Source organism: Polaribacter tangerinus, assembly GCF_038024095.1.
In the GTDB taxonomy this organism is placed as follows: domain Bacteria; phylum Bacteroidota; class Bacteroidia; order Flavobacteriales; family Flavobacteriaceae; genus Polaribacter; species Polaribacter tangerinus.
On the sequence record NZ_CP150668.1, the window covers coordinates 2,386,247 to 2,411,303 of the forward strand.

Genomic DNA, 25,057 nt, shown 5'->3' on the forward strand with positions numbered 1-25,057 from the left:
TACTAATTTATTTAATTCTAAAAATAGATTGTTTTATATTTGAGAATAATCATTTTTAAAGATGAATTACCAAAACACTTTAGCATTTGCCAAACAATTAGATAAAGAGGATGCACTTTTTTATCTAAGAGAAAAATTTTACATTCCAAAAGATAAAAACGGAAAAGATTGGTTGTATTTTACAGGAAATTCTTTGGGTTTACAGCCAAAATCGACCAAAGAATATATCAATCAAGAACTAGAAGATTGGGCAAATTTAGGCGTAGAAGGTCATTTCGAAGCAAAAAATCCTTGGTTAAATTATCATGAATATTTAACCGAAAAAATGGCCAAAATAGTTGGGGCAAAACCAATTGAAGTTGTGGTAATGAACACATTAACCACCAACTTACATTTGTTAATGGTTTCTTTTTATAGACCCACCAAAACAAAATATAAAATTGTTATAGAAAGTGATGCTTTTCCAAGTGATAGATATGCTGTACAATCTCAATTAAAATTTCATGGTTTTTCAGAAGATGATCTTATAGAATGGAAACCCAAAAAAGGAGAGGAGTTATTAAATATTGAAGATTTAGAAAAAATAGTTTCTGAACAAGGAGATGAAATTGCTTTATTATTAATTGGAGGCGTAAATTACTACACAGGTCAGTTTTTAGATTTAAAAAGAATTGCAGAAATCGGGCATTCCAAAAATTGTGTAGTTGGTATCGATTTGGCTCATGGAGCAGGAAATATTCAACCTAATTTACATGAATCTGGCGTAGATTTTGCGGCTTGGTGTACTTATAAATATTTAAATGCTGGACCTGGAAGTTTGGCAGGCGTTTTTGTGCACGAAAAACATGCTAAAAATAAGGATTTACCACGTTTTGCAGGTTGGTGGAACCATAACAAAGAAACACGTTTTAATATGCGAAAACCCTTTGATGTAATGGAAGGAGCAGAAGGTTGGCAATTAAGTAATCCGCCAATATTATCTATGGCAGCTATTAAAGCGTCTTTAGATTTGTTTGATGAGGTTGGAATGGAGGATTTAAGAAAGAAATCAGAAAAATTAACCGGTTATTTTGAGTTTTTAATCAATGAAATTGGTTCTGAGGATATTAAAATAATTACACCAAAAAATCCAAAAGAAAGAGGTTGCCAATTATCTATACAAGTTAAAAATGCAGATAAAAATTTACACAAAAAATTAACCGAAAATAATGTGATAACAGATTGGAGAGAGCCAGATGTAATACGATGTGCACCAACACCAATGTACAATTCTTTTGAAGATGTATACAGAATGGTGTCTATTTTAAACAAGGTTCTTTATTAAGTTTATAGTTAATGTGAGGTTTATTATAATGAATAAAAAGAAGAGAGGTTTTTGGGATTATATTTTATATCCAGGAATGATATTTTTAATACTGATGCTCGTAAAATTTATATTTATGATTTATAAAGGAACTATTTAGTTTTTACAAGTTTTAAAAAAATAAATGATGTTGGAGAAAAGTAATAAAGTACACGCTTTTAAGGAAGATTTAATTGCGGATTCAGTTCTAATTATTGGAGCAGGACTGTGTGGATCTCTTTTAGCTTTAAGATTGGCACAAAGAGGTTATAAAGTTGAGGTGTATGAGAGCAGACCAGATTTACGAAAAGTAGATATTTCTGCAGGACGATCTATTAATTTAGCTTTGTCTGACAGAGGTTTAAAAGCTTTACGTTTATGTGGTATGGAAGAAAAGGCAAGAGAAATTTGCACACCAATGTATGGCAGGTTAATGCACGATAGAGAAGGAAATACGTTTTCATCTAATTATTCGGGTAGAGATAATGAATACATCAATTCCATTTCTAGAGGAGACTTAAATGCCATTTTGTTAGAAGAAGCAGAAAAACATGAAAATGTAACTATTCATTTTAATAAAAAATGTAAAAAAGTAGACATAGAAAATAAACTAGGTTATTTTAAAGATTACAACACTAAAGAAGAGTTTACTGTTAAAGCTAGTGTTATTTTTGGTGCAGATGGTGCAGGTTCTTCTTTAAGAAAAAGTTACATTTCAGAACGTAAATTTTTATTTAGTTATTCTCAAAATTATTTAAATCATGGGTACAAAGAGCTCGAGATTCCAGCAGATAAAAACGGAAATCATCAAATAAGTAAAGGTCATTTACACATTTGGCCTCGGGGCGATTTTATGTTAATTGCTTTACCAAATAAGGATGGTAGTTTTACAGTTACCTTGTTTTTAAGTTATGATGAAGGCGAATTTAATTTCAATAATTTAACATCTGAAGAAAAAATAACCCAATTTTTTGAGAAAGAATTTCCAGATGCTTTGGCGTTAATTCCGAATATTAAAGAGGAGTTTATGAACAATCCAACAGGGCCTTTAGGAACTATAAAATGTACTCCGTGGAGTTATTTAGAAAATACTCTTTTAATGGGAGATGCAGCTCATGCTATTGTTCCTTTTTACGGACAAGGGATGAATGCTTCTTTTGAAGATGTATTTGTGTTAGACGAAATTCTGAATCAAGATTTAGGCGATTGGAAAGCTGTTTTTAAGGCTTATGAAAAAGCAAGAAAAAAGGATACAGATGCTATTGCAGATTTAGCGATTGATAATTTTTTTGAAATGAGAGATCATGTTGCAAACAACCTTTTTAAAGAAAAAAGAAAAATTGAGATGGATTTAGAAAAAAAATTTCCAGAAAGTTATTTTTCTAAATACTCGTTAGTTACTTTTAATGAAAATATTGGGTATTCTGATGCACTTAAAATTGGTAGAGCACAAGACAAGGCCTTGTTAAATTTAATTGCAGATGAAAAAGTTACTACTAGTTTGCATATGAATAAAGAGGAACTTAAAATTGTACTACAAAAAATTGTAAAAGAAACTCAAGAAATTTTAAACGAAGATAAAATTGCTGGTTTGTAAAATGGAATTAAAAATTATAAAGGTTACTTATAAAAACGAAGTCTTGCGTTAGGGATTGAAGCGACATCCTTTTTTAGCTTCCTATTTTCGATTTTTTAAATAGCAATAGGTAGTTTTAAAAAAAGATATAGCGAAAAGCCCGACCTTGGTAACGCCCAAAAAAATATAAAAAAATAGATAATATGAGTAAATTAGTTCAGCCCATAAATTTTAAAAAGTGGATAGAAGAGCATAGGCATTTGTTAAAACCGCCAGTTGGAAATAAACAGGTTTGGGATAATGGAGAGTATATTGTTATGGTGGTTGGCGGCCCAAATAATAGAAAAGATTATCATTATAACGAAACGCCAGAATTTTTTTATCAGTTAGAGGGAAACATGATTTTGAAAATAATTGATGAAGCAGGTAAGATGCAAGCTGTAAAAATTAATGAAGGTGATATTTATTTATTACCAGCAAAAGTGCCTCATTCTCCTCAAAGAAGTAAAAACACTGTTGGCTTGGTTATAGAATACCCGCGTTCTAAAGAAATGTTAGATGCTTTAGAGTGGTACTGTGAAAATTGTGGAAATCAATTGTATAGAGAAACTTTTACTCTAGAGAATATAGAAAAAGATATGCCTGTAATTTTTGATAAGTACTACTCCGATATAAAAAAATGTACGTGCAATAATTGCGGAACAGTAATGCAGCCACCTAATAATTTGAACAATTAAAAGCTGTTAAAAGTTAAAATATTTCGAATAGGCTTTTCTCTAAAATAACGTATATGCAAAAACGAAAATTACGAATAAACGGACATTCACATCTATTGCCATATCCAGAGGAGATTCCTCAATTTATGAAGGAAAAAGAGATTTTTTGGGTAGATGATGAGCGAAAACACATGTTGCAAAAAGGATGGAAAAGACCTGTAACAGATTCTAGTTTTTTTCTTGATGAGAAACTACTATGGATGGAGAGGAATAAAATTGATCATGCAGTTGTTTTAAATTTATCTCAACTTTATGGCAATGGCTTACGTTTGGAGGAAATGAAAAAGGCATTGCGTTTTCAAAACGATTTTAATGCTAAAGTTCAAAAAAATCATCCCGATAAGTTTACTTGTGGTTTTGTTATTCACCCAGGTTTTATTTATGGTGCTTTAGATGAAATGAAGCGTTGTGTAGAAGAATTAGATCTAAAAGTTTTGTGTTTACCAACTCATTTTATGGATTCTATTGGTCATTGGCGTTGTGTTTTTGATGAAGAAAATGACCGTATTTTTGAGTTGGCAGATAGGTATAAACTAGCCATTGAAATTCACCCATATGATGGGGATAAAATGATAAAGTTAGAAAATACCAATTGGCGTTTTCATCTTATTTGGATGTTGGCGCAATGCGGAGATGCATATCATTTTTATACTTTAAATGGAATGCAAGAGCGCTTTAAAAATATAAGAACTTGTTTTGCTCATGGCGGCCAATTAGCACAAATGAATTTAGGTAGAAGAATACAAGGTTTTGATGGAAGACCCGATTTATTTGAGGGAAAAACTCATCCTAGAAAAGCTGTAGGGCATAAAAATATTTTTTTTGATACCTTAGTTCACGACACAGATTCTTTAAAGTTAATGTTCAGAAAACAAGGCACTAGTCAGGTTTTAATGGGATTAGACGACCCGTATCCTTTGGGAGAAATGGAAAGTGATAAGCAATCTTCGTATCCTGGTAAAATTTTAGATTTGGCAGTATCTGAGAATATTATTTCAGAATCTGAAAAAGGGTTAATTTGGGAAGACAATGTTTTACAATGGTTATTTGGAGATGATAATAAGGCGAAACAACACTTAATTTCAAAAATACTATCGTAATTGTGCCTAATTTTTAATGTTAATTGTTTTATTATCGCTTACCTCAAAAGCTATTTCGTTATACTTTGGTGGTCCCATAAATCCTTTTATATTCATAGAAAACCCATAAGATTCCTTTGGTATTCCTAATAGGTTTTTATCTAACTTACCATTGTTGTTTTTATCATGAATATATGAAACTGCATAGGTGCCTTTGGGTAAAAGTTTAAAAGTTGCTACCGCTTCATTGTTATTTATCGGTATTACTTTTCCTTTAAATTCTTTTTTTAGAAAATCATTCTCGTTATTGTACACACCAATCATAACAACTCCTTTGTTGGAGGTTAAGTTGGTTATTTTTACGGTAAGTTGGTGTGTTTCTTTTTGGGTACTTACTAAAAGTGAGTTTAGAAAGATACATACAATTAGTACTGTTTTTTTTATCATGATTTATATGTTACTTAGTTAGTAATGTAAATGCACTTAAATTTTAAGTATGTATAGAGTTCCCTTCTATTTGTTGAAGTTTGTAAAAAACAGCTCCTCCAAGATAATACAATAAAATATCTAAATAGTCTTTTGTATATCTTTCTAAAAACTCTGGAAAAACAAATTCAAAAAGAATACTGTACAAGGTACAAATATATATAATTATAAAAGTTGATATTTTGTAACTTTTATTGTTTTTACTCCATTTTAAAACTTGTAAACTACTGTAAAGTACCACCGGAATAATTAGAAAATCGTTTAGGTAAAAGCGTAAAAAATTTGGTAAATTTAGCTTAAACAGCGCAGAGAAATAAATAATGCTACCAATTAATAGAGAACAAAGTATGTATTTTAATAGAATGTTTTTCATAATTATCCGGCAGCTATCATGGCAATAAACCAAGCCAATCCTGCACCAATTATACTAGCTACCATAAATGCAGAGTGTAAAATGATACCAATTATTCTGTAAACCAAAAAAGGGTGTTTTCTTAACCGATTAACAAAATTAGGATTTGCTTTCTTATACAATACTTTATTTATTTCCTCTTGTTTAATTTTTTCGAGTTTTAAAGCTCTTTTCTTCTCATCTGAAATTAAATTATTACAGTTTTTACAATATTCTGTATCAATATTAAAAGTACCACAGTAAGCACACTTTATAAATTTTTTAGTTGCCATTGACAGGTTTGAGGTAAAATTACTTTTGCTAAATTAATTTATTACTATGAAATGAATACTATTTTACAATTAGTTATTGTTAAAAATAATAAACCTAATCATTTTTTACTATTTTAGCCAAAACCCTAAATATGTCTTTTAAAACTTCATTATCATTTATTAAAAATGTATTTACTGTCGGAGCAATTACAGAAACTGATCCTAAAACGGTAAAGGAGATATGTTCTAAAATAAGGTCTGAGCAAGATTTAGTTATTGTAGAATTCGGTATGGGACATGGAAATATTACTCAAGAAATTTTACGAAGAATATCTAAAAATTCTACCCTTATTTCATTTGAAATTAATCAAGATTTTTGTGCTCATGTGTCTTCAAAAATAAACGATAAAAGATTAACTATTGTTAATGACTCTGCTTTAAATTTTAAAAATTACATAACTACAAGTGTAGATAATTTTATCATTTCTATTCCGTTTACGTTCTTAAAAAATAAGCAAGCTCATAATTTAGTAACTTCTTGCTTACACCAACTAAAAGATAATGGTTTTTACAGCCAAGTGGTATACAGAGATAAAACACTTTTAAAATCTATAGGTAATTTAGATTTTGAAAAGAAAGAGATTAAGGCGCTTATTAAAGAGAAAATATATCATGTAAGAAAATAGTATGTATAAATTCTTGTTTTCTTTTTTTGTACTGATCATAGTTTTACCAAACTTTTTAATTAATTTTAATTTAATTAACCTTTTTACAGTTCTAACAGGTTACTTAATTGTTTACAAGTTTTTAAAAAATAGAGAGTTGTTTTTTCTAGTAACCATTCCTCTTTTTTTAATTGGTTTCTCTCAAACAGTATATTTTTTTAATATAAATTCTAAGCTTATAAATTCTGATATTTTAAATATTATTATTTTTAATATTAAACTTAGTCATCTTACAACGTATTTACTACAGAATCTTTTTCTTACCTCATGCTGTATACTTTTTCTATTTTTTCTTGTTAAGAGTTACAGATATTATCCTATAAAAATATCATTAAATTATTTATTACTTACTCTAATTGTATTATTCTGTATTCAATTTTATCAGATAAAAAATAGTGATTACTATCAAATGAAATACAAAGAAAAGGAGATTACTACTTCTAGTGCAAAATGGATGTTTTTAAGATTTGTAAAAAATGTATATCCTTTAAATTTTATCAGAAATGTTAGAACTGCCTATTTAAAGAATAACAATATAAAAAGGTATCATTCAAACACAAAAGACTTCTCTTTCAACTTTCATAAATTAAAAGAGAGTAATCAAAAAGAAATAATTGTTCTTGTAATAGGTGAAAGTGCAAGGAGCATGAGTTTTCAGTTTAAAGACCCCACTCTTCGAACTAACCCTTTGCTTACAAAAAGAAAAAACATTTTTTATTTTAAAAATGCCTACACACCATACAGTGCAACAACAAATAGTATTCCTTTTGCATTGAGTGGTGTTGATATTTTAAAATGGAAAAATAACAAGTACAATGAAAAATCTATTATTTCTGCAATGAAAGAGTTAGGTTATGTCACTTATTTTATTGATAATCAAGGAGATTATAATAGTTTAACAGATTTTTTTAAATATGAAAGTGATTTCGTGTACGCTACAGAAAAATTAATGTCATATGATGGTAATGTTCTACCAATTTTAGATAAAGTTTTACAAGAAACTTCTTCTAAAAAGAAATTTATTACAATTCATACCTATGGCTCACATTATGATTATATAGATAGGTACCCACCTTCCTTTAGTTTTTATAAGCCAGCGAACAGTTCTAGCTATTCTAAAAGTAATATAAAGCAATTAAGAAATACTTATCTTAATTCTATTAGGTATACAGATTATCTTTTGGATGAAATAATTAAAAGAATAGAAAATACAAATTCTTCATTATTGTATTTTTCTGACCACGGAGAGAATCTTTATGATACCGAAGAAGAGATTATTTTTCATGGTTACTATAAGCCAACAAAATTTTCTCTCAATATTCCTTTTTTAGTATGGCTTTCAGAGGGTAATTTAAAGAGTGATTACTCTAAATATGAAACTTTAAAAGATAATATAGATAAGAATATAAACACTGAGAGTGTTTTTAATACTTTATTAAATTTAACAAACTCAACAGATACTCTAAAATATCAGTATAAAAAAAGTGTTTTAAACATACATATTAAAAGTTTGGATAGCATACCTTATTTTAATGAGAACGATAATATTGAGTATTTTAAAATTCATTAATAAGTTGGTTTTTAACGCTATCTTTTATTTCTTTTAAAGATGCATCTGAAGTGATGTATTTATTAATTACCTCTTTATACAATACTTCTTTTGTAATTGAAAAGTATTGTGACCACCTTTCATTTTTAAACAGATTTTTTACAGATTTAGCTCTCTTTAGAGCCTCTTTATAGGTATAGTTGTACGTTGAGGTATTTGTATTATTGGGTTTTATTTTTGCAGATTTTTTGTCAAAATCTACTTCAATAAAAAATAGTTTTTCTGTTGATTTGATATCAAAAAAATCAGTCCACTTAGCAAATCCAATAACCATTTTCTGGTTTTTATATGTGTTATTTGCAATAAGTTTCCATCTACAATTTGCTACTCGTCCCCAATGATTCGATTTACGGTATACACCTTTTTCGGTGTAATAATAACAGCTATTAGAGTTACTCTTATAACTATTTTCTGATGGGAATTTAAAATCAGTTACCTCAAAAAATTCACAAAATGTATGTTTAAAAAAGTTGGTTGAATTGTAAGTTTTCAAGAAATTATTTTTTGTAAAAATACGTATAATCGCTGTATGTTTTTTGTGCTTTTAAAATCCATTATTAAACACTTTTTAGTAATTTATAGAATAAAAAAACGCAATTAGTAACCTAATTGCGTTTTTACGTTTTGTATCTAAAAATAACTTACAGTAATTAAATTTGAGATACGTTATTTGTTTTTGAAAGTTTTTAAATAATTTTTAAAAACACGTATCAATAACTTATTTTACTTCTTCAAAGTCTACATCTTCTACATTGTCTCCTTGAGTATTTGCTTCTGGCTGACCTTGATCTGGAGCACCAGCATTTGCGCCTTCTGCACCACCTTGAGCAGCATACATTTCTTCAGAGGCAGCTTTCCAAGCTTCGTTTATTGTTGCTAAAGCAGCTTCTATTTTACCTAAATCTTTAGATTCATGAGCAGCTTTTAACTCTACTAATGCAGCTTCTATCGGACCTTTTTTGTCGTCAGATAATTTTTCACCAAACTCTTTTAATTGCTTTTCTGTTTGGAAAATCATAGAGTCTGCTTCATTAATTTTTTCGGCTGTTTCTTTAGCAGCTTTATCGGCATCAGCATTTGCTTCAGCATCTTTTCTCATTTTTTCGATTTCTTCTTCAGATAAACCAGAAGAAGCTTCAATTCTAATTTCGTGAGATTTGTTCGTTCCTTTGTCTAAAGCAGATACTTTAATAATACCGTTTGCATCAATATCAAAAGTAACCTCAATTTGTGGCACTCCTCTTTGTGCAGGTGGTAATCCGTCTAAATGAAAACGACCAATGGTATTATTATCTGCAGCCATCGCTCTTTCTCCTTGTAAAACGTGTATTTCTACAGATGGTTGGTTGTCTACTGCTGTAGAAAATACTTGAGATTTTTTTGTAGGAATTGTTGTGTTTGCCTCAATTAATTTTGTGAAAACATTCCCCATTGTCTCAATTCCTAAAGATAAAGGTGTTACGTCTAATAGTAATACATCTTTTACGTCACCAGATAATACACCACCTTGAATGGCAGCTCCTAATGCAACAACTTCATCAGGATTTACCCCTTTACTTGGCGCTTTTTTAAAGAATTTTTCTACAGCTTCTTGTACTGCAGGAATTCTAGTAGAACCACCTACTAACACAATTTCATCAATATCAGAAATGGTTAAATCTGCATTTTTAAGAGCTGTTTGGCAAGGCTCAATAGTTCTTTTAATTAAATCGTCTATTAATTGTTCAAATTTAGAACGAGATAATGTTCTTACCAAGTGCTTAGGGCCACTAGCAGTAGCGGTAACATAAGGTAAATTAATTTCTGTTGAAGCAGAAGACGATAATTCTATTTTTGCTTTTTCTGCAGCTTCTTTTAAACGCTGAAGAGACATTGGGTCTTTACGTAAATCTAAATCTTCATCGGCTTTAAATTCTTCTGCCAACCAATCTATAATTCTTTCATCTACATCGTCTCCACCTAAATGTGTATCACCGTCGGTAGCTAAAACTTCAAAGACTCCATCTCCTAGTTCTAGGATAGAAACGTCATGTGTTCCACCACCAAAATCAAAAACAACTATTTTTTTATCATCGTTAGATTTGTCTAATCCGTAAGCTAATGCAGCTGCTGTAGGCTCGTTAATAATTCTTTTTACTTGTAAACCTGCAATTTCACCAGCTTCTTTTGTTGCTTGTCTTTGTGCATCGTTAAAGTAAGCAGGAACGGTAATTACAGCTTCAGAAACATCTGATCCTAAATAATCTTCAGCAGTTTTTTTCATTTTTTGCAATACCATAGCAGATATTTCTTGTGGCGTATACAAGCGACCATCAATATCTACTCTTGGAGTATCATTATCTCCTTTTACAACTTTATAAGGTACTCTATCTACTTCTAAAGAAGAATTAGAAAATTTGTTACCCATAAAACGTTTTATAGAATAAATGGTTTTTGTAGGGTTTGTTACCGCTTGTCTTTTTGCAGGATCTCCAATTTTACGTTCTCCTCCTTCTACAAAGGCAACAATAGATGGTGTAGTTCTTTTACCTTCTGCGTTTGGTATTACAACTGGCTCGTTACCTTCCATTACAGAAACGCAAGAGTTAGTTGTACCTAAATCAATTCCAATTATTTTACTCATAATACTATTTATTTTATTTTTTAATTTCAATTTTACAATCATCTATAGGCAAACTATATGCCAACCCTTTTTTTAAAGAAATTTGTCAGTTTTTTAATTTTTTGATGATTAATTTGTGACATTTTGACACAAAGTGAGTCTAAATTTATGTTTAACAAGTATATTGGGTAGCGGATAATATTTCCTTATATTTGAATAGTACTTAAAAACTAAACAATTACACTAACATTAAAATTAAAAACAATGAGTAAATTTGACGAAAAAGTGGCTTTGTATAAGCAATTTATGGACGATAAAAACATTCGTTCTAACACAGATTTATTAACGGCAGTAACCAAAGGTTTGGGACCTTCAATTTACAAAGCAGATGCAGAAACAGTTTCTGGTTCTGATGCGAAGGAATTACAAACAGTTAAAAATAACTTTTTGATTAAAAAATTAGGTTTATCAGAAAATGATCAATTAGATGAGGCAATTGAAGAGGTTATGGAGAGAATAGGAAAGTCTGAAAGAAAAAAATACAGAGCTGTCGTGTATTATATGCTAGTGAAAAAATTTGATAAAGAGTCAGTTTACGGAATGTAAAATTTTATCTTTTTATTAATACAAAAAAATCCAGCTTCTTGAGCTGGATTTTTTACATTTACAGCAAATTTTTTAATCATTTTTAAGAATGTCGCAATTTATTAGTGTTTTTGATATGTTAAAAATTGGTGTTGGCCCATCTAGTTCCCATACTTTAGGACCATGGAGGGCTGCACAAGAATGGATTTCTAAACTTCGAGAGCAACATATTTTTGATAGTTTAGATAAAATTCATGTAGATTTATATGGATCATTATCTCTCACTGGAAAAGGCCATGCAACAGATTTGGCAATTTTATTAGGGTTAAGTGAAGCAGATCCGGAGTACATTCCAATAGAAGATATTTTTATTATTGTAGAAAGAATTAATACTCAACAAGAAATATATTTTAAAGGAGGTAAAAAAATTCCTTTCTTTAAAGAATCGATTGTTTTTAACAAAGAATTTTTACCATTTCATGCAAACGGAATCACATTTAGAGCTTTTAAAGACAAGAAAGAGGTTTCTACTGAAACATATTATTCTATCGGAGGTGGTTTTATAGTTCAAGAACACGACAATTTAGAGGAGGAAATAGAAATAAGCAAACAAAATTTTCCTTATCCAATAAATAGAGCCAAAGAGTTAGAAGGGTTTTGTGAAAAAGAAAATGCTGCAATCTCAGATATTGTTTTGCAAAATGAATTAGTAGTTAATTCTGCCGAAAAAATAGATTTTGAGTTAAAGAGAATTTGGGACACCATGCTAGAGTGTATGTATATTGGTTGTCATACAAAAGGAGTATTACCTGGTGGACTTCATGTAAAAAGACGCGCTTTTGAAATGCAAGAAAAGCTGATTAAAAATGCCGAATACTCAAATCCTGATGAGTGGATTACTGCCATACGAAGTTCTGAAGTAAAATTTAGAGAGATACTAAAATGGGTAAGTTGTTTTGCGCTTTCTGTAAATGAAGTAAATGCTGCTTTAGGTAGAGTAGTTACTGCTCCAACAAACGGAAGTGCAGGCGTAATACCAGCAGTTTTAATGTATTATTTGGTTATAGAAAACCATGAAGCAGGTTTTAATGAAATTAAAAAATTCTTACTTACGGCAGGAGAAATTGGTAGTATATTTAAAAAAAATGCCACTATTTCTGCAGCAATGGGTGGTTGTCAGGCAGAAATTGGAGTTTCATCCGCTATGGCAGCAGCTGCCTTAACTGAGCTTTTGGGTGGTAGCGCATCACAAGCTTTAGTAGCAGCAGAAATTGCTATGGAGCATCATTTAGGGTTAACTTGCGATCCAATTGGTGGTTTGGTTCAAATTCCATGCATAGAGCGCAATGCCATGGGGGCAATAAAAGCAATAAATGCCGCAGAAATTGCACTAGAAACGGATCCTAAATCGGTAAAAGTTCCACTAGACAAAGTAATAAATACCATGTGGGAAACTGCCAAAGACATGCATAAAAATTACAAAGAAACTTCGGAAGGCGGTTTGGCAATTAATGTAGGTTTGGCAGATTGTTAAATATAAAAAAGGTTTTAAAACTGTGTTTTAAAACCTTTTAAATTATATAATATTTCTATCATCACCTGGTAAAAACCAATTCATTTCCACTAGACATTTCTTCAGAAAAGCCATATCCCTCAACGTTAAAACCTTTTAGTTCTTCTAATGTATTTACGTTATTTTCTATAATATAGCGCACCATTAAACCTCTAGCTTTTTTAGCATAAGTCATAATAGTTTTGTATTGTCCGTTTTTAAAATCTTTAAAAACAGGTGTAATCATAGGTACTTTTAGTATTTTTTTTGGCAATGCTTTAAAATACTCCAAACTCGCTAGGTTAATTAACAATTCATTGTCTTCTAGCTCATTATTTAATTCTTTTGCCAAGGTATCATCCCAAAATTTATACAAATTTTCTGTGTTTCCTACTTTTAAGCGCGTTCCCATTTCTAAACGATAGGGTTGTATTAAGTCTAAAGGCTTTAACAAGCCGTACAAACCAGATAAAATTCGTAATTTTTCTTGTAATACAGTAATTTTATCCTCTTTTAAAGTGGTAACATCAATTCCCTGAAACACTGCTCCTGTAAAAGAATAAATTGCCTGTTTCGAGTTTTCTGTTGTAAATGGTGTATTCCATTCCTGATTTCTTTGATAGTTTAATGCTGCTAAATCATCAGAAATAGCCATTAAATTTTTCAGTGTATCTTTTGATAATGACTTTAATTTTTTACTCAGTTTTTCTGATTTCTCCAAAAACCTTGGTTGTGAATATAAGCTAGTAGGAACCTTACTTTCGAAGTCTAGAGATTTTGCTGGAGATATAATTATTTTCATATGTTTTTAAAAATTACCTTTAATAATACCATAAAAATACAAATCAAAATAACATAATTAATCATTATGGCTTAATTTATATTAATATTTACATTGATAAAATTTATATTGTTTCTTAAAAATTGAAACTATGGTAACTTTTGGGTTACAAAAAAACGGTGGTCTAAAAAAACATCTATTTTCAAATGTGTTTTTTTGTATTTGATAAAGTTGTTATCTTTAAAAATATTTTAAACATAAAATAACACAATTCACCATGAAAAAAATTTCTTTACTACTATTATTATGTAGTATTTCTGTAACCGCTCAGTTAGACACAAAAATATATGATATTATTAACGCAGTATCAGAAAATCGAATTAAAGCAGATGTAAAAACATTAACAGAGTTTGGTACTAGAAATACCTTTTCAGATACAATTTCTACTACTCGCGGAATTGGCGCAGCAAGAAGATGGATAAAGTCTGAGTTTGATAATATTTCTAAAGAATGCAATAATTGTTTACAGGTTTTTTATCAAAAAGATTTGGTAACTACACAGATGAGTAGGAGAGTGCCACATGATGCCTATGTTGTGAATGTGGTAGCGGTTCAAAAAGGAACTAAATATCCTGATAGATATGTTATTATGAGTGGAGATATCGACTCGAGAAATAGTAACGGTTCCGATTTTACAAAAGATGCGCCAGGAGCCAATGACAACGCATCCGGAATGGCAGGAACCATGGAGGCAGCCAGAGTTTTAAGTAAATACCAATTTGAAAGTAGTATTGTTTATGTTGGCCTTTCTGGTGAAGAACAAGGGCTGTTTGGAGGTGCAGGTTTGGCAAAATACGCTAAAGATAAAGGATGGGAAATTATAGGTGTTTTAAACAATGATATGATTGGTAATATTAAAGGAGTAGATGGTGTAATAGACAATCGTTCCTTTAGAATTTTTTCAGAGCCTGTTCCTGCAAATGAACCTGAAAGAGTTCGAAAAATGAGACGTTTTTATGGTGGTGAAGTAGATGGTATTTCTAGGCAGTTGGCCAGATATGTTCATAAAAATGTAAAAACTTACATGCCAGAAATGAACCCAATGATGATTTATAGATTGGATAGATTTGGACGAGGAGGACATCACAGGCCTTTTAACGATTTAGGTTATGCCGGTATTAGAATTATGGAGGCTCATGAAAATTACACGCAGCAACATCAAGATATAAGAACCGAAAATGGTATAAAGTATGGGGATACTTTTGAGCATGTTAACTTTGGGTATGCCAAAAAGTTAACTGCGGTAAATGCCATAAACTTAGCAAGTTTAGCTTGGGCGCCAAAAGCACCAAAAGATGTTGCTATTGGAGGAGTGGTTCAGGCATCGGCTAAGTTAAAATGGACAAAAGTGCCTGAGGCGATAGGTTATAAAGTGTATTGGAGAGATACCACTTCGCCAACATGGGACTCTTTTAAATATGTAACTACTAATGAGTGTGTTTTAGAAGGAATAGTAATTGATAATTTCTTTTTCGGTGTAGCTGCCGTTGGCAAAGATGGCCACGAAAGTGTAGTAGTTTTTCCTAACAGTGTAATGAGATAGTTTCCGAGTCTTTTTTAAGATACATGCATTTGCATTTAATAGGCTAAGAAGTTGAATAGTTTATACTATTCAACTTTTTGCTTTTATAGCTCTTCCTTATCAATAGATAAGTAATATTGATAGCTTTTAATTCTTTTTTAATAGTTAAACTATTAAATTTGAGTATAAAACTTTTAGATATGAAATATTCTTTTTTAATAATCGGTCTTATTATTGTAAACATTTCATTTGCACAACAAAAAGCTTCATTTTTTTCAGAATCCTTGTATTCTAAAAAACTAGAAAGTAGTTTTAATACGAATCAAAATAAGAATATACTATTGGAGAAACCAGAGGTTGTTTCTTCTTTTAATACGGTTACAATATTTCGTAATTCTGAAGGTAAATTTCCTTTTACCGATTTAAAGTCAACTTTAAATTTGAATGATATTAGTAAGAAAAACAATCCTACTAATTTACTCGAAACAACTTCTACAAAAAAAGTTGGAGATATATTGATATTGCTAGACGCCCTGGTGATTAAAGTTTTGATGGCCAATGATATTGATGTTTTTATGACTAACAATAGCCGAAATTTCGGAGATAAAAATGTACTATATTATAAAGAAACCTATGATGAGGTAAATGAACTAATTTTAACTAAAAAAATATCAGATAAGTCTAGTATTCAAATAGGCAATGATATTCGTAGTCATATTCATAAATTGTACAAAACATCAATTGACAAAACATTGATAAATAGTCTAAATATATTAGCTTTTAACTTCTAATAATACTTAAGTTTTTTAGGTTAATTAAGTGTTATTAGTCTCTGTTGGTTGACTTCTATTTATGTAGAAGTCAACCTTTTTTAGGAAAGTACCGGGTCAATATTTTGCTAACAGTTTTGTATATGTCTCTTAGCATCCCGAAGGGTGCTGTGCTATGCACTTTACACCTTGTTGTGCATAATGCTTTTCACGTATAGCTTGGTTTACCGATGTTTTTTTTAGTTGAAATGTATGCGCTGGCAAGACATACGTTGCCTGCAATTTTTGGCGTTGCGTTGGCTTATGCGAAACCTAAGTTCACGAACAACAAAAAGAACATTTAAAACCTTGCTTAATTGCAAATGGGTATAGCTTATGCGGTGGCTTCTTCTACTATTTTAATTTCTTCTTCTGTCAATCCGTAATTCATAAGCCATTTGGTCTATTTAGCTCACAAATCTTTCATTTTTTATTAAGTGTTCGTGAATCGATGCTTTTTTATTTAGTTGCTTCTTCTACAATTTGAATCTCATCATCAGTTAAGCCATAGAGCTCATACACCATAGCATCTATTTCTCTGTCTGTTTTCTCAATTTCTGCTTTTAGTTCTTCTGCCTTTTGCTTTTGCTCGTTGAAGTATTGCATCCATTCGGCTTGTTCTGGTAATGCAAGGGGTTGAAACCCCTTGTTGGCGTTTTTCGCCTCTTTTTTACGGGCCTTTTCCAATTCTTTTAGAAGTTCTGCAAAGTCTAATTCGTGCCAGTTTTGGAGTTTTTTGCTGATTGCAAGGGGTTTTAACCCCTTGTCCGTAGGTACGGAAAACTTGCTTTGTAGTAAATCTATAAAAGCACCTTCTAGGGTTTGGTAGTGTTTGATTAGAGAAAGCATCTGGTCTGCTTTTTCAATAAAGGTTTGTTGGTATTTTTCTGTTGTTCTAATAATAGGAAATGTTTTTATTTGAGAACCTTTTAAATCAATATAGCCTCCTCCAATTTTTGTTGCCCCAAATTCATATTCGTAATAAAATGTCATTAATTTTGAATTCAATTGTGCAACAACAAATAAACTATTCAAATCAGACTGATTTTTAAAGTAGTAGATTCTATCTAAAATATGGCTTTTATCATTTTTTATTGTGGAACGTATTTTTAACACAGTTCTGGGTAAAAGAATTAATTCATCAACAAACTCACTATTCTTTTGCAAATCATTTTCTAAAGATTTGTAATTAATTTTTTCACTTGGATTTGGAATAAGATATCCAAATTCTAAGTCTTTAGATTTAATTGCATCATATTTACCATCTTCTGAATATTCAATCAGACTATTTGCAACGCCACGATTAATTTTTGAAGTTATTTCAGATAAAGGTTTGGACTCTCTTTTGATTTTTTTTATAATATTATTAGATTTTAAAAACACATCAAAACCCTCTAAATTCTTAGTGTTTTCTAATAAGTTTATGTCTTCCAAATCAAAATCTATTGACTCATTAACTTTTCTATAAATAAAAATATATGGATAAACTGAAGCGTCAGTAAAAACATTATCCAATGAAACATCTTTTATTGATTCTATTACACAATTATGATACAAATAGTTGTTTAACTTATATCCATAAGTTGCTGATAAAAACTTATTAGGCTGAATTAAACCTATTAAACCATTTTTCTTCAATATTATAACAGATAATTCATTGAAGAGAACGTATAAATCATATTGTTTAAATGCTGAGAAAAATATTTTTTCTAAAACTGTTTTTAGTTCATTTGGTAATTGAGTTCTTCTGACATAAGGCGGATTCCCAATCACAACATCAAAACCACCCGAATATTGGGGTGCAAAGGCTCTGTCATAGTCTAGATTCAGGATAGGGTTTTCTGCAAGCGACTGCAGTTCTTTGTTATAGGGCAACTCGTGTTTGGTTCTATTGTTTTGTATGTAAGCAATTGTATTGTACAGTTGCTCATCATCTTTTATGGCTTTGCAGCCATATTTTTGTGTCCATAGCGATATGCTTTTTTCCTTTTCTTTCTGGACAAGGGGATTAATCCCCTTGTTGCTATTGTGTACTCTAGCTGTTCTTCCTTTTATCGTTTTTACGATGTTACTTACTTCGCTATCTTCACATACGAGTAGTAGATGTATATGGTCTCCACAGATATTATAGGCCATTATATGTAATTGCTTTTCTTTGGCAATGGCTATTACTTCTTGTGTAATTATAATCTCTTCTTCGGTGGTAAGCTTTGTATAGTTAGGTAATGGATTTGTGCCGAGTTCTCTGCGTTCTCTCACCTTATAATCTATCATTCGTTGAGAGGTACGACTATCGTGAAGTGCAGTTGTGATGTGATAGGCCTTTTTATTCTTTTCGGTAAAAACCTCCGGAAACTCCTGTTGCCAATTAAAGGCTTTGTCTCCTGCAACAGTTGGGTCGTCAATTAAACTGTTACCACATTTTATATTGTTGTTTAAAGATGTTAGTTTTCTACCTTTTTGTGCAGTTCGTAACCACAATGAAAGTTTAGCAATTTCTACACTTTCATCGTTAATATCGACACCAAATAGATTGTTTTCTAAAATAGAATTTTCTACCTCGCTCAATACCAGTGCATCGCCAAACAATTTGGCTTGTAACTCATCAATATATTGGTGTTCCGCAATTAGAAATTCCAGCGCTTGGTTTAAAAAAGCACCAGAGCCACAAGCTGGGTCGCAAATGGTAATTTGGAGTAACCAATTTCTGTAATCTTCTAATTTTTTGCTTAAGTTTTTTAGCGTTGCTTTTTGTCTTCCTTTACGTTCTTTTTCGTATTCGGCTTCTTGTATGTCGAGTTCGGTTTTCTTTTCCTCACAAAGTTTGCCCACTGTATTATCTACAATGTATTTGGTAATGTATTTTGGGGTATAAAAAACACCGTCTTTTTTTCGTTTGGTTGTGCTTTGTTCATTTGCAACGCCTTGTATTTCTGCTTGTATCTCGTCAATGTCGTTTAACGAATGTTCAAAAATGTGTCCAAGTATATTTACGCTTACTTCACTCTCAAAATCGTAGTTGCTTAAATTAACGGTGTGTTTGTGGAGTAAATCGTCATTAATTTTAATGTTATCTAAAATATCGTCGGGCGCAAAAAGCCCACCATTATAGGCAAAAATATCGTGTTGTTGGCCTTTGTGTCCTGTATTCATATAACCGAAATACTTTTTAAATCGGTCGTACAAAGGAAAATACTCGTCATATTTATCTCGTAAATCAGTCCATTGGTTTACGATAGAACGTATTGAGTTTGGTGGCAACAACAATCTATCTTCTGCGAAAAATATGAATAGGAAACGGTCAAGTAATTTTTGTGTTTTCTTAAATAAAGTTAGTTTGTCGTATGCTGGATTTTCTTTTTGAATGGCATCAAAAATCTCGTTTCGGAATGCCGCGTAATCTTTGTATAATTTTTTGGTTACGTTTTCCTCTTGGGTTAAGGATTCGTCTTTAATCTTTTTTGGAATATCCTTTAACAGATATTCAGACGATAGGCAAAGCCAAAGAATATTAAAACGCTCTTTAGTGAGTTGAAATAAATTAAATTCTTCAAAATCTACTGCATTGTCAATGTAAAAACGCAATTTCTCAAAGTTAGAAGTAATCACATAATTACAACCTGGTTGGTTGTTTTTATATCCAAAGGCTTGGGTTTCTACTTTGCTTAGATCGGTGGTGTTGGTTCCTTTTAGCTCAATTACTGCAAGTGCTTTTGTATCTCCAGCATCCAAAGGGTTTAAACCCCTTGATAGAATAGCACCATCTGTTTTTTTTGAGCCTTTGATGTTTTTTAATTCGGTAGTGAGATTAAAGTTGGGTGTTGGGTTTTTAATATAACCTAAAACGTTTACAAAAAGATCAATTAAAAATTCGCCTTGGTATTGTTCCTCTTTGGAGTTTCGAATGTTTTCTTGAATGGTCGGATTATGGAAATGACTTATAAATCGCTGGTATGCTTCATTCACTTTTTCGGACTCTAATCCTTTTAAATATTTGTTTAGAACAGAGTTCTGAAATAAGCTCATAGTGTTTTAATTTTTTTTCTCAAATTTAACATTATTCCGAGCGTTGGCAAGAAATAGCTCTTTTATTTTTTAGCCAATGTTCATTTTTTGTTTTTATAAGTGACTGTAATTAATGGTTTAATTGTTAGTTAACCTATTTTAGGAAAGTACCTAAAAGTAAACTCTTTCTTACTTCATATTTAAAAAAGAAAAATTGTACTGTATTCCCAAATTTATAAATGAATTACTTAAATTCCCACCTTTTGCTTTTACATAACCTACCGAGGCTCTAAGGTCTAAAAGGTTGTTAATTTTATAATTTCCGCCAATACTGGGTTTTATAATTAAACCCTCACCAGAGCTTATGTTACCACCACCAGAAGCACCTGCTAGTACTTGAGTAAAAAATAGTGCTTTATTATTTAGTATTTTTTTCGATTTCAATCCAAAGCCAACTAGACCTTCTCCGTATGCGCCTGCATTACCAAAGTTAGCAAAAGAAGTTTGTCCGGATACAAAGAATTTATTGGTAAGGTCGAAATTTACTTGTAAGGATATTTGATGCATATCTTCGGTTGGGTTTTCCATTCTTTTTGCGTTCAAATACCAATCTTGTTTTACAATAACACCAACTCCTTTAAACGTTCCATTACTTAGTTTTTTATCAGCTGAAAAAATACCATTTCTTTCTATGTAGTATTTTAATCCCACACCGAGGGTACTCGTGGCAAAAACGCTACTAGGTGTACCTAAATATCCTTTATTTAGAGAAAGGTATGTGCCTTTGTAAACTCTTTGTTCAATAGAAATATCAGGGTTTATCATGAGTCCTCCATCGGAGTCTACGCCACCACCACCACCAGCACCTATGGCAAATTTAGAGATGATATTTGTGTTGTTTTTATTAAAGCTAAAATGATAACCACCTCCAAGAAAAACATCCATATACCCACCTCTAATTCCGCTGTAAGCTCCGTCTACTTTTATAAAAGTAAACCAGCTTTTGTTCATATAGTTAGAAAACTCAAAGCCAGCAAGTCGTATTGTTTTACCCGTTATTTCTCCATCTAAATTAGGGGTTGCTTTTTGCACTTTTAAGTTGTTAAAATGAACCATCAATCCTGTTTTTTTAGCTTTTTTATTCCAGTTAGTTTTTACTAAGTCGTTAGTATTAAAGCTAGTTTCAGAAAAGCTGTGTTGGCTGTAATTGTAGTTAAAAGGAATTTCTATTGCTACGTTTAACTGACTTCCTTTTATTCGGCCACCATCAAAAAAGTTAATAGAACTCCAACCTGTCTGTAACGAAAAGTAGGTAAAATCTACACCAACATTTATGTGAGGCAATATAAAAGCACCGCCACCATCCGCAGCACCAGCACCTCCGCCACCACCAAAATGAAACCCAGCATCTACATACATTTTTTCTGATAAGTATTTTTTAAGTCCTGCATTTAAACCAAGAGTAAAAAAACCACCTCTTTTACCACTTACAGAACCGTATATTCCTAGTCCTGAATAGATGTTTTTTGTTAGAAAAAGGTTATAATGAATTCCTGTAAACCCCATATTTGGCTCATTAGGAATTTCCAATTCTGGCATCTTAACAGATAAAAAATCAGATTTTATAAAACCTTTTTGAAGATATTTTTCAGGAATTTTTTCTGATTGACCAAACATGAAAAATTGCACAAAGAATAGGACAGTAAAAGGGAGTAATTTTTTCAAAAAATAATTTTTTAAGTGAAACTTAAGTTGTTCTTTTTTTTACGGTAATAATTACCGTTTTAGAGGTTGGAGTATTACTTATTCTAGCAACACTTTTTAGTGGTACCAATACATTTGCTTCCGGAAAATAAGTAGCTGTACATTGCCTAGGGATAGAGTATGCTACCACTAAAAAGCCTTTGGCAACTCTCTCTTCATTGTTAAAATGGCTTACTAAATCTACCTTTTCTAATTGTTTTAAACCATAAAAATCCATGTCGTTTTTGTTCATGAAAATAATTCTTCTTTCGTTTAAAACGCCTCTGTATCTATCATTTAAGCCATAAATTGTGGTATTGTATTGGTCGTGGGTTCGAATAGTCATCATTATAAATTCGTTAGAAGCTAACTTTAAGTCTGATGGCTTATTAATACTAAAATTAGCCTTTCCTGTTTGCGTGGCTTTGTAATTATTTTCTCTTGCATTATTAGGCAAATAAAACCCTCCTTTTTTTCGAATCCGTTTATTATAATTTACAAACCCCGGAATTGTACCTTCTATTTTTTCTCGAATAAAATCATAGTTTTCGGTAAATTTACTCCACGGTGTTTTACTATTTGTTAAGGTTGCTTTCGCCATACCTACCACTATGGCCACTTCACTTAATAGTTCTGTAGATCGAGGCTCAAGATTTCCTTTAGATTGATGGACAACCCCCATAGAGTTTTCAACGGATATAAATTGCTCTCCACAAGATTGAATATCTTTTTCTGATCTTCCGAGGCAGGGTAATATTAATGCTTTTTTACCCGTAACTAAATGGCTTCTATTTAGTTTTGTAGATATTTGTACTGTTAAATTGCAATTTTTTAAAGCGTTTGCAGTATATTCTGTGTCTGGAGTTGCAGAAATAAAATTACCGCCCATTCCTATAAAAACGCCCACTTTATTTTTATGCATCGCTTCAATAGATGCCACCACATCTAAACCATGTTTTTTGGGTGTTGTAAATTGAAACTCTTTTTCTAAACTTTTTAAGAAGTCGATAGATGGTTTTTCCCAAATACCCATTGTTCTGTCTCCTTGCACATTAGAATGGCCACGAACAGGACAAGTACCTGCACCTTTTTTTCCAATACTACCTTTTAGTAGTAAAATATTTACCAATTCTCTAATATTATCTACTGCATTTTTATGTTGAGTTAACCCCATTGCCCAGCATATAATTATGTTTTCATTGTTAATTATTAAGTTAGTTGCGTTTTTAATTTCCTCTAATGATATGCCTGTTTGAGGTAATAATTCGTTAATACTATAGTTGTCTAAATCGGCCAGCATTTCTTCTAAACCAGCTGTTTTTTCTTCAATAAATTGATGATTAAATACGCTACCAGGGTTTTCAATTTCTTGTTGCTTCATCAATTTCAAGATAATTTTTAGCAAAGCAACATCTCCATTAATTTTAACTTGTAGAAATAAATCAGTAAGGTCCTGACCTTTTCCTACCCATTTTAACGGATTTTGAGGATCTTTATAATTCAATAAGCCAACTTCGGGCAAAGGATTTATTGTAATTATTTTACCACCTCTTTTTTTGGTTTCTCCCAATGCTGTTAACATTCTTGGGTGATTTGTGCCTGGATTTTGCCCAATAACAATTACCAAATCAGTATGCTTAAAATCATCTAAAGTTACAGACCCTTTTCCAATACCGAGTGTTTCTGAAAGCGCGGCTCCACTAGATTCGTGACACATATTTGAACAGTCTGGTAAATTATTGGTGCCAAATTCTCTAACAAATAGTTGATATAAAAACGCTGCTTCGTTGCTAGTTCTTCCTGAGGTATAGAAAATAGCTTCATCCGGAGATTTTAATGAGTTTAGTTCATCGCCAATCATAGCGAACGCTTTCTTCCATGATATTTCTTCATAATAATCTTTTCCTTCTGGTAAATACATGGGTTGTGTAATTCTACCACTTTTACCTATTTCATAATCGGATAATTGAGAAAGTTCTGCCACAGAATGAGTAGAAAAAAACATGGGAGTTACTTTGTTTTTTGTGGCTTCTTCGGCAACTGCTTTTGCACCATTTTCGCAATATTCAGCTAAAAAAGCACGTTTTTCATCAGGGTCTGGCCACGCACAACCTGGACAATCAAAACCATCTTTTTGGTTGATGTTCTTTAAAAGTTGTATCCCTTCTAATACGCTCACTTCTTTTTTAATATGAGATAGTGCCGAGGTTATGGCTTTAACGCCAACAGCACTTTTTGGAATTTCTGAAAGTTCTATTCCTGTTAATTTTTCTGGTGGTTGTGCGTAAATTTTCTTTTTCATTATTTTAAATGATTAGGGTTGGAATAAATACTCATTTTGTTATTTCTAGTAAAACCAATCAAACAAATGCCAAATTCTTTTGCAAAGTCTACTGCTAAAGAAGAGCATGCAGAAACTGCAATAATTATAGGTATCTTTGCAATAAATGCTTTCGATACTATTTCGTAAGAAACTCTACCACTTACCAATAAATAATGAGCTTCTTTAAGGTTGTTTTTTATCAATAAGTCTCCAATTGTTTTATCTACTGCATTATGCCTACCAATATCTTCTTTACTACTTAATAAAGTATTTTCTGTATCAAAAATACAAGCTGCATGACTGCCTCCCGTTTTTTTAAAAGTACTTTGATGTGCTGTCATTTCTAAAAACATTTTATGAATGTTTTTAGAATGAATTAAGATTTTTGAGTTTAATTTTTCTCCTGTAACCACCAAGTCTTTAAGTTCTTTTTTACCACAAATTCCGCAGGAAGAAACAGATAGTAAAGTTCTTTTATTTAAGTATCCTTTTCCTAAGTTTTCTGGAGCAATATGGCAGTTTATTACTGTAGGAATTTGTTCATTTTCTGCTATTATATCCGTAGTAAAATTTCGATTGTTTTTATAAATATCTTCTGCATATAAAAGCCCTCTAATCAGCTCAATATCATTACCAGGAGTTCTCATTACAACAGTGTAAGGCTCCTTGTTGATATTAATTTGAAGTGGCGCTTCAATTACTAAAAAATCTTTAATATTCTCTTCGGAAGTATTGGTAATTTTTACGCCCTGATAGGTAGTTGTTTGCATAAAGTATGAACACTTTTATACAAATTTAAAGAAAAAACTTGTAGCAAGA

The 25,057-nt window shown here is 31.2% G+C and carries 20 protein-coding genes; 10 read left to right on the forward strand and 10 right to left on the reverse strand.

Annotation, left to right across the window (positions count from 1 at the left end; genetic code table 11):
• Positions 1 to 61 precede the first annotated feature (61 nt).
• From kynU to WHD54_RS10510, 4 genes are all read left to right on the forward strand, one after another.
• Positions 62 to 1,324, forward strand: a complete 1,263-nt coding sequence (gene kynU / locus WHD54_RS10495; protein WP_088323471.1) for a kynureninase — start codon at positions 62 to 64, stop codon at positions 1,322 to 1,324.
• 163 nt (positions 1,325 to 1,487) lie between these two features.
• Positions 1,488 to 2,939, forward strand: a complete 1,452-nt coding sequence (locus WHD54_RS10500; RefSeq protein WP_233130975.1) for an FAD-dependent oxidoreductase — start codon at positions 1,488 to 1,490, stop codon at positions 2,937 to 2,939.
• A gap of 182 nt (positions 2,940 to 3,121) precedes the next feature.
• On the forward strand, positions 3,122 to 3,655 hold the full coding sequence (locus WHD54_RS10505; RefSeq protein WP_088323470.1) for a 3-hydroxyanthranilate 3,4-dioxygenase: 534 nt from the start codon (positions 3,122 to 3,124) through the stop codon (positions 3,653 to 3,655).
• Between the two features lie 53 nt (positions 3,656 to 3,708).
• Positions 3,709 to 4,794: an amidohydrolase family protein gene (locus tag WHD54_RS10510; protein ID WP_088323469.1), complete on the forward strand. Its 1,086-nt coding sequence runs from the start codon at positions 3,709 to 3,711 to the stop codon at positions 4,792 to 4,794.
• Positions 4,795 to 4,800: 6 nt separating this feature from the next.
• Here WHD54_RS10510 and WHD54_RS10515 read toward each other — a convergent pair whose 3' ends face one another.
• Genes WHD54_RS10515 through WHD54_RS10525 form a run of 3 tightly spaced genes read right to left on the reverse strand, consistent with a single transcriptional unit; the run spans position 4,801 to position 5,943 of the window.
• Complete coding sequence (locus tag WHD54_RS10515) at positions 4,801 to 5,220, reverse strand: DUF2141 domain-containing protein (protein ID WP_088323468.1); 420 nt, start codon at positions 5,218 to 5,220, stop codon at positions 4,801 to 4,803.
• Between the two features lie 43 nt (positions 5,221 to 5,263).
• The gene (locus WHD54_RS10520; RefSeq protein ID WP_088323467.1) at positions 5,264 to 5,632 is read right to left on the reverse strand and encodes a hypothetical protein; all 369 of its coding nucleotides are present in this window, start codon (positions 5,630 to 5,632) and stop codon (positions 5,264 to 5,266) included.
• A 2-nt stretch (positions 5,633 to 5,634) separates the two neighbouring features.
• Positions 5,635 to 5,943 carry a hypothetical protein gene (locus WHD54_RS10525; protein WP_088323466.1) on the reverse strand — a complete coding sequence of 103 codons (309 nt, stop codon included), beginning with the start codon at positions 5,941 to 5,943 and terminating at the stop codon, positions 5,635 to 5,637.
• A gap of 131 nt (positions 5,944 to 6,074) precedes the next feature.
• On the opposite strand from WHD54_RS10525, the gene WHD54_RS10530 reads away from it, so the two are divergent.
• Both WHD54_RS10530 and WHD54_RS10535 read left to right on the forward strand, forming a co-directional pair.
• Entirely contained in the window at positions 6,075 to 6,608 is a 534-nt protein-coding gene (locus WHD54_RS10530; RefSeq protein WP_088323465.1) for an rRNA adenine N-6-methyltransferase family protein, read from the forward strand.
• A gap of 448 nt (positions 6,609 to 7,056) precedes the next feature.
• Positions 7,057 to 8,217: a phosphoethanolamine transferase gene (locus tag WHD54_RS10535; protein ID WP_158211808.1), complete on the forward strand. Its 1,161-nt coding sequence runs from the start codon at positions 7,057 to 7,059 to the stop codon at positions 8,215 to 8,217.
• Here the strand turns inward: WHD54_RS10535 and WHD54_RS10540 are convergent.
• Together WHD54_RS10540 and dnaK are read right to left on the reverse strand one after the other, a co-directional pair.
• Positions 8,204 to 8,749: a hypothetical protein gene (locus WHD54_RS10540; protein WP_088323463.1), complete on the reverse strand. Its 546-nt coding sequence runs from the start codon at positions 8,747 to 8,749 to the stop codon at positions 8,204 to 8,206. The genes WHD54_RS10535 and WHD54_RS10540 overlap by 14 nt on opposite strands.
• A gap of 225 nt (positions 8,750 to 8,974) precedes the next feature.
• A complete protein-coding gene (gene dnaK / locus WHD54_RS10545; RefSeq protein ID WP_088323894.1) occupies positions 8,975 to 10,879 on the reverse strand; it encodes a molecular chaperone DnaK in 1,905 nt (634 codons plus the stop codon).
• A 243-nt stretch (positions 10,880 to 11,122) separates the two neighbouring features.
• On the opposite strand from dnaK, the gene WHD54_RS10550 reads away from it, so the two are divergent.
• Entirely contained in the window at positions 11,123 to 11,464 is a 342-nt protein-coding gene (locus WHD54_RS10550; protein ID WP_088323462.1) for a DUF2853 family protein, read from the forward strand.
• A gap of 88 nt (positions 11,465 to 11,552) precedes the next feature.
• Positions 11,553 to 12,977, forward strand: coding sequence for an L-serine ammonia-lyase (locus WHD54_RS10555; RefSeq protein ID WP_088323461.1), 1,425 nt, complete (start codon positions 11,553 to 11,555; stop codon positions 12,975 to 12,977).
• 61 nt (positions 12,978 to 13,038) lie between these two features.
• On the opposite strand, the gene yaaA is transcribed toward WHD54_RS10555, so the two are convergent.
• On the reverse strand, positions 13,039 to 13,797 hold the full coding sequence (gene yaaA / locus WHD54_RS10560; RefSeq protein WP_088323460.1) for a peroxide stress protein YaaA: 759 nt from the start codon (positions 13,795 to 13,797) through the stop codon (positions 13,039 to 13,041).
• 256 nt (positions 13,798 to 14,053) lie between these two features.
• On the opposite strand from yaaA, the gene WHD54_RS10565 reads away from it, so the two are divergent.
• Positions 14,054 to 15,379: a M28 family peptidase gene (locus WHD54_RS10565; RefSeq protein ID WP_088323459.1), complete on the forward strand. Its 1,326-nt coding sequence runs from the start codon at positions 14,054 to 14,056 to the stop codon at positions 15,377 to 15,379.
• Between the two features lie 179 nt (positions 15,380 to 15,558).
• Entirely contained in the window at positions 15,559 to 16,149 is a 591-nt protein-coding gene (locus tag WHD54_RS10570) for a hypothetical protein (protein ID WP_143744241.1), read from the forward strand.
• A 477-nt stretch (positions 16,150 to 16,626) separates the two neighbouring features.
• Here the strand turns inward: WHD54_RS10570 and WHD54_RS10575 are convergent, their stop codons facing one another.
• The 4 genes from WHD54_RS10575 to fdhD all read right to left on the reverse strand — a co-directional run bounded on the left by WHD54_RS10575 (position 16,627) and on the right by fdhD (position 25,008).
• Positions 16,627 to 20,193 (reverse strand): Eco57I restriction-modification methylase domain-containing protein, encoded by a 3,567-nt coding sequence (locus WHD54_RS10575; protein ID WP_088323457.1) that lies wholly within the window; start codon positions 20,191 to 20,193, stop codon positions 16,627 to 16,629.
• Positions 20,194 to 20,361: 168 nt separating this feature from the next.
• Positions 20,362 to 21,897 (reverse strand): hypothetical protein, encoded by a 1,536-nt coding sequence (locus WHD54_RS10580; protein WP_233130974.1) that lies wholly within the window; start codon positions 21,895 to 21,897, stop codon positions 20,362 to 20,364.
• Between the two features lie 22 nt (positions 21,898 to 21,919).
• Positions 21,920 to 24,217, reverse strand: a complete 2,298-nt coding sequence (locus tag WHD54_RS10585) for an FdhF/YdeP family oxidoreductase (RefSeq protein WP_088323455.1) — start codon at positions 24,215 to 24,217, stop codon at positions 21,920 to 21,922.
• On the reverse strand, positions 24,217 to 25,008 hold the full coding sequence (fdhD, locus tag WHD54_RS10590) for a formate dehydrogenase accessory sulfurtransferase FdhD (protein WP_088323454.1): 792 nt from the start codon (positions 25,006 to 25,008) through the stop codon (positions 24,217 to 24,219). Before fdhD ends, WHD54_RS10585 begins: the two co-directional genes overlap by 1 nt.
• Between the last annotated feature and the right edge of the window lie 49 nt (positions 25,009 to 25,057).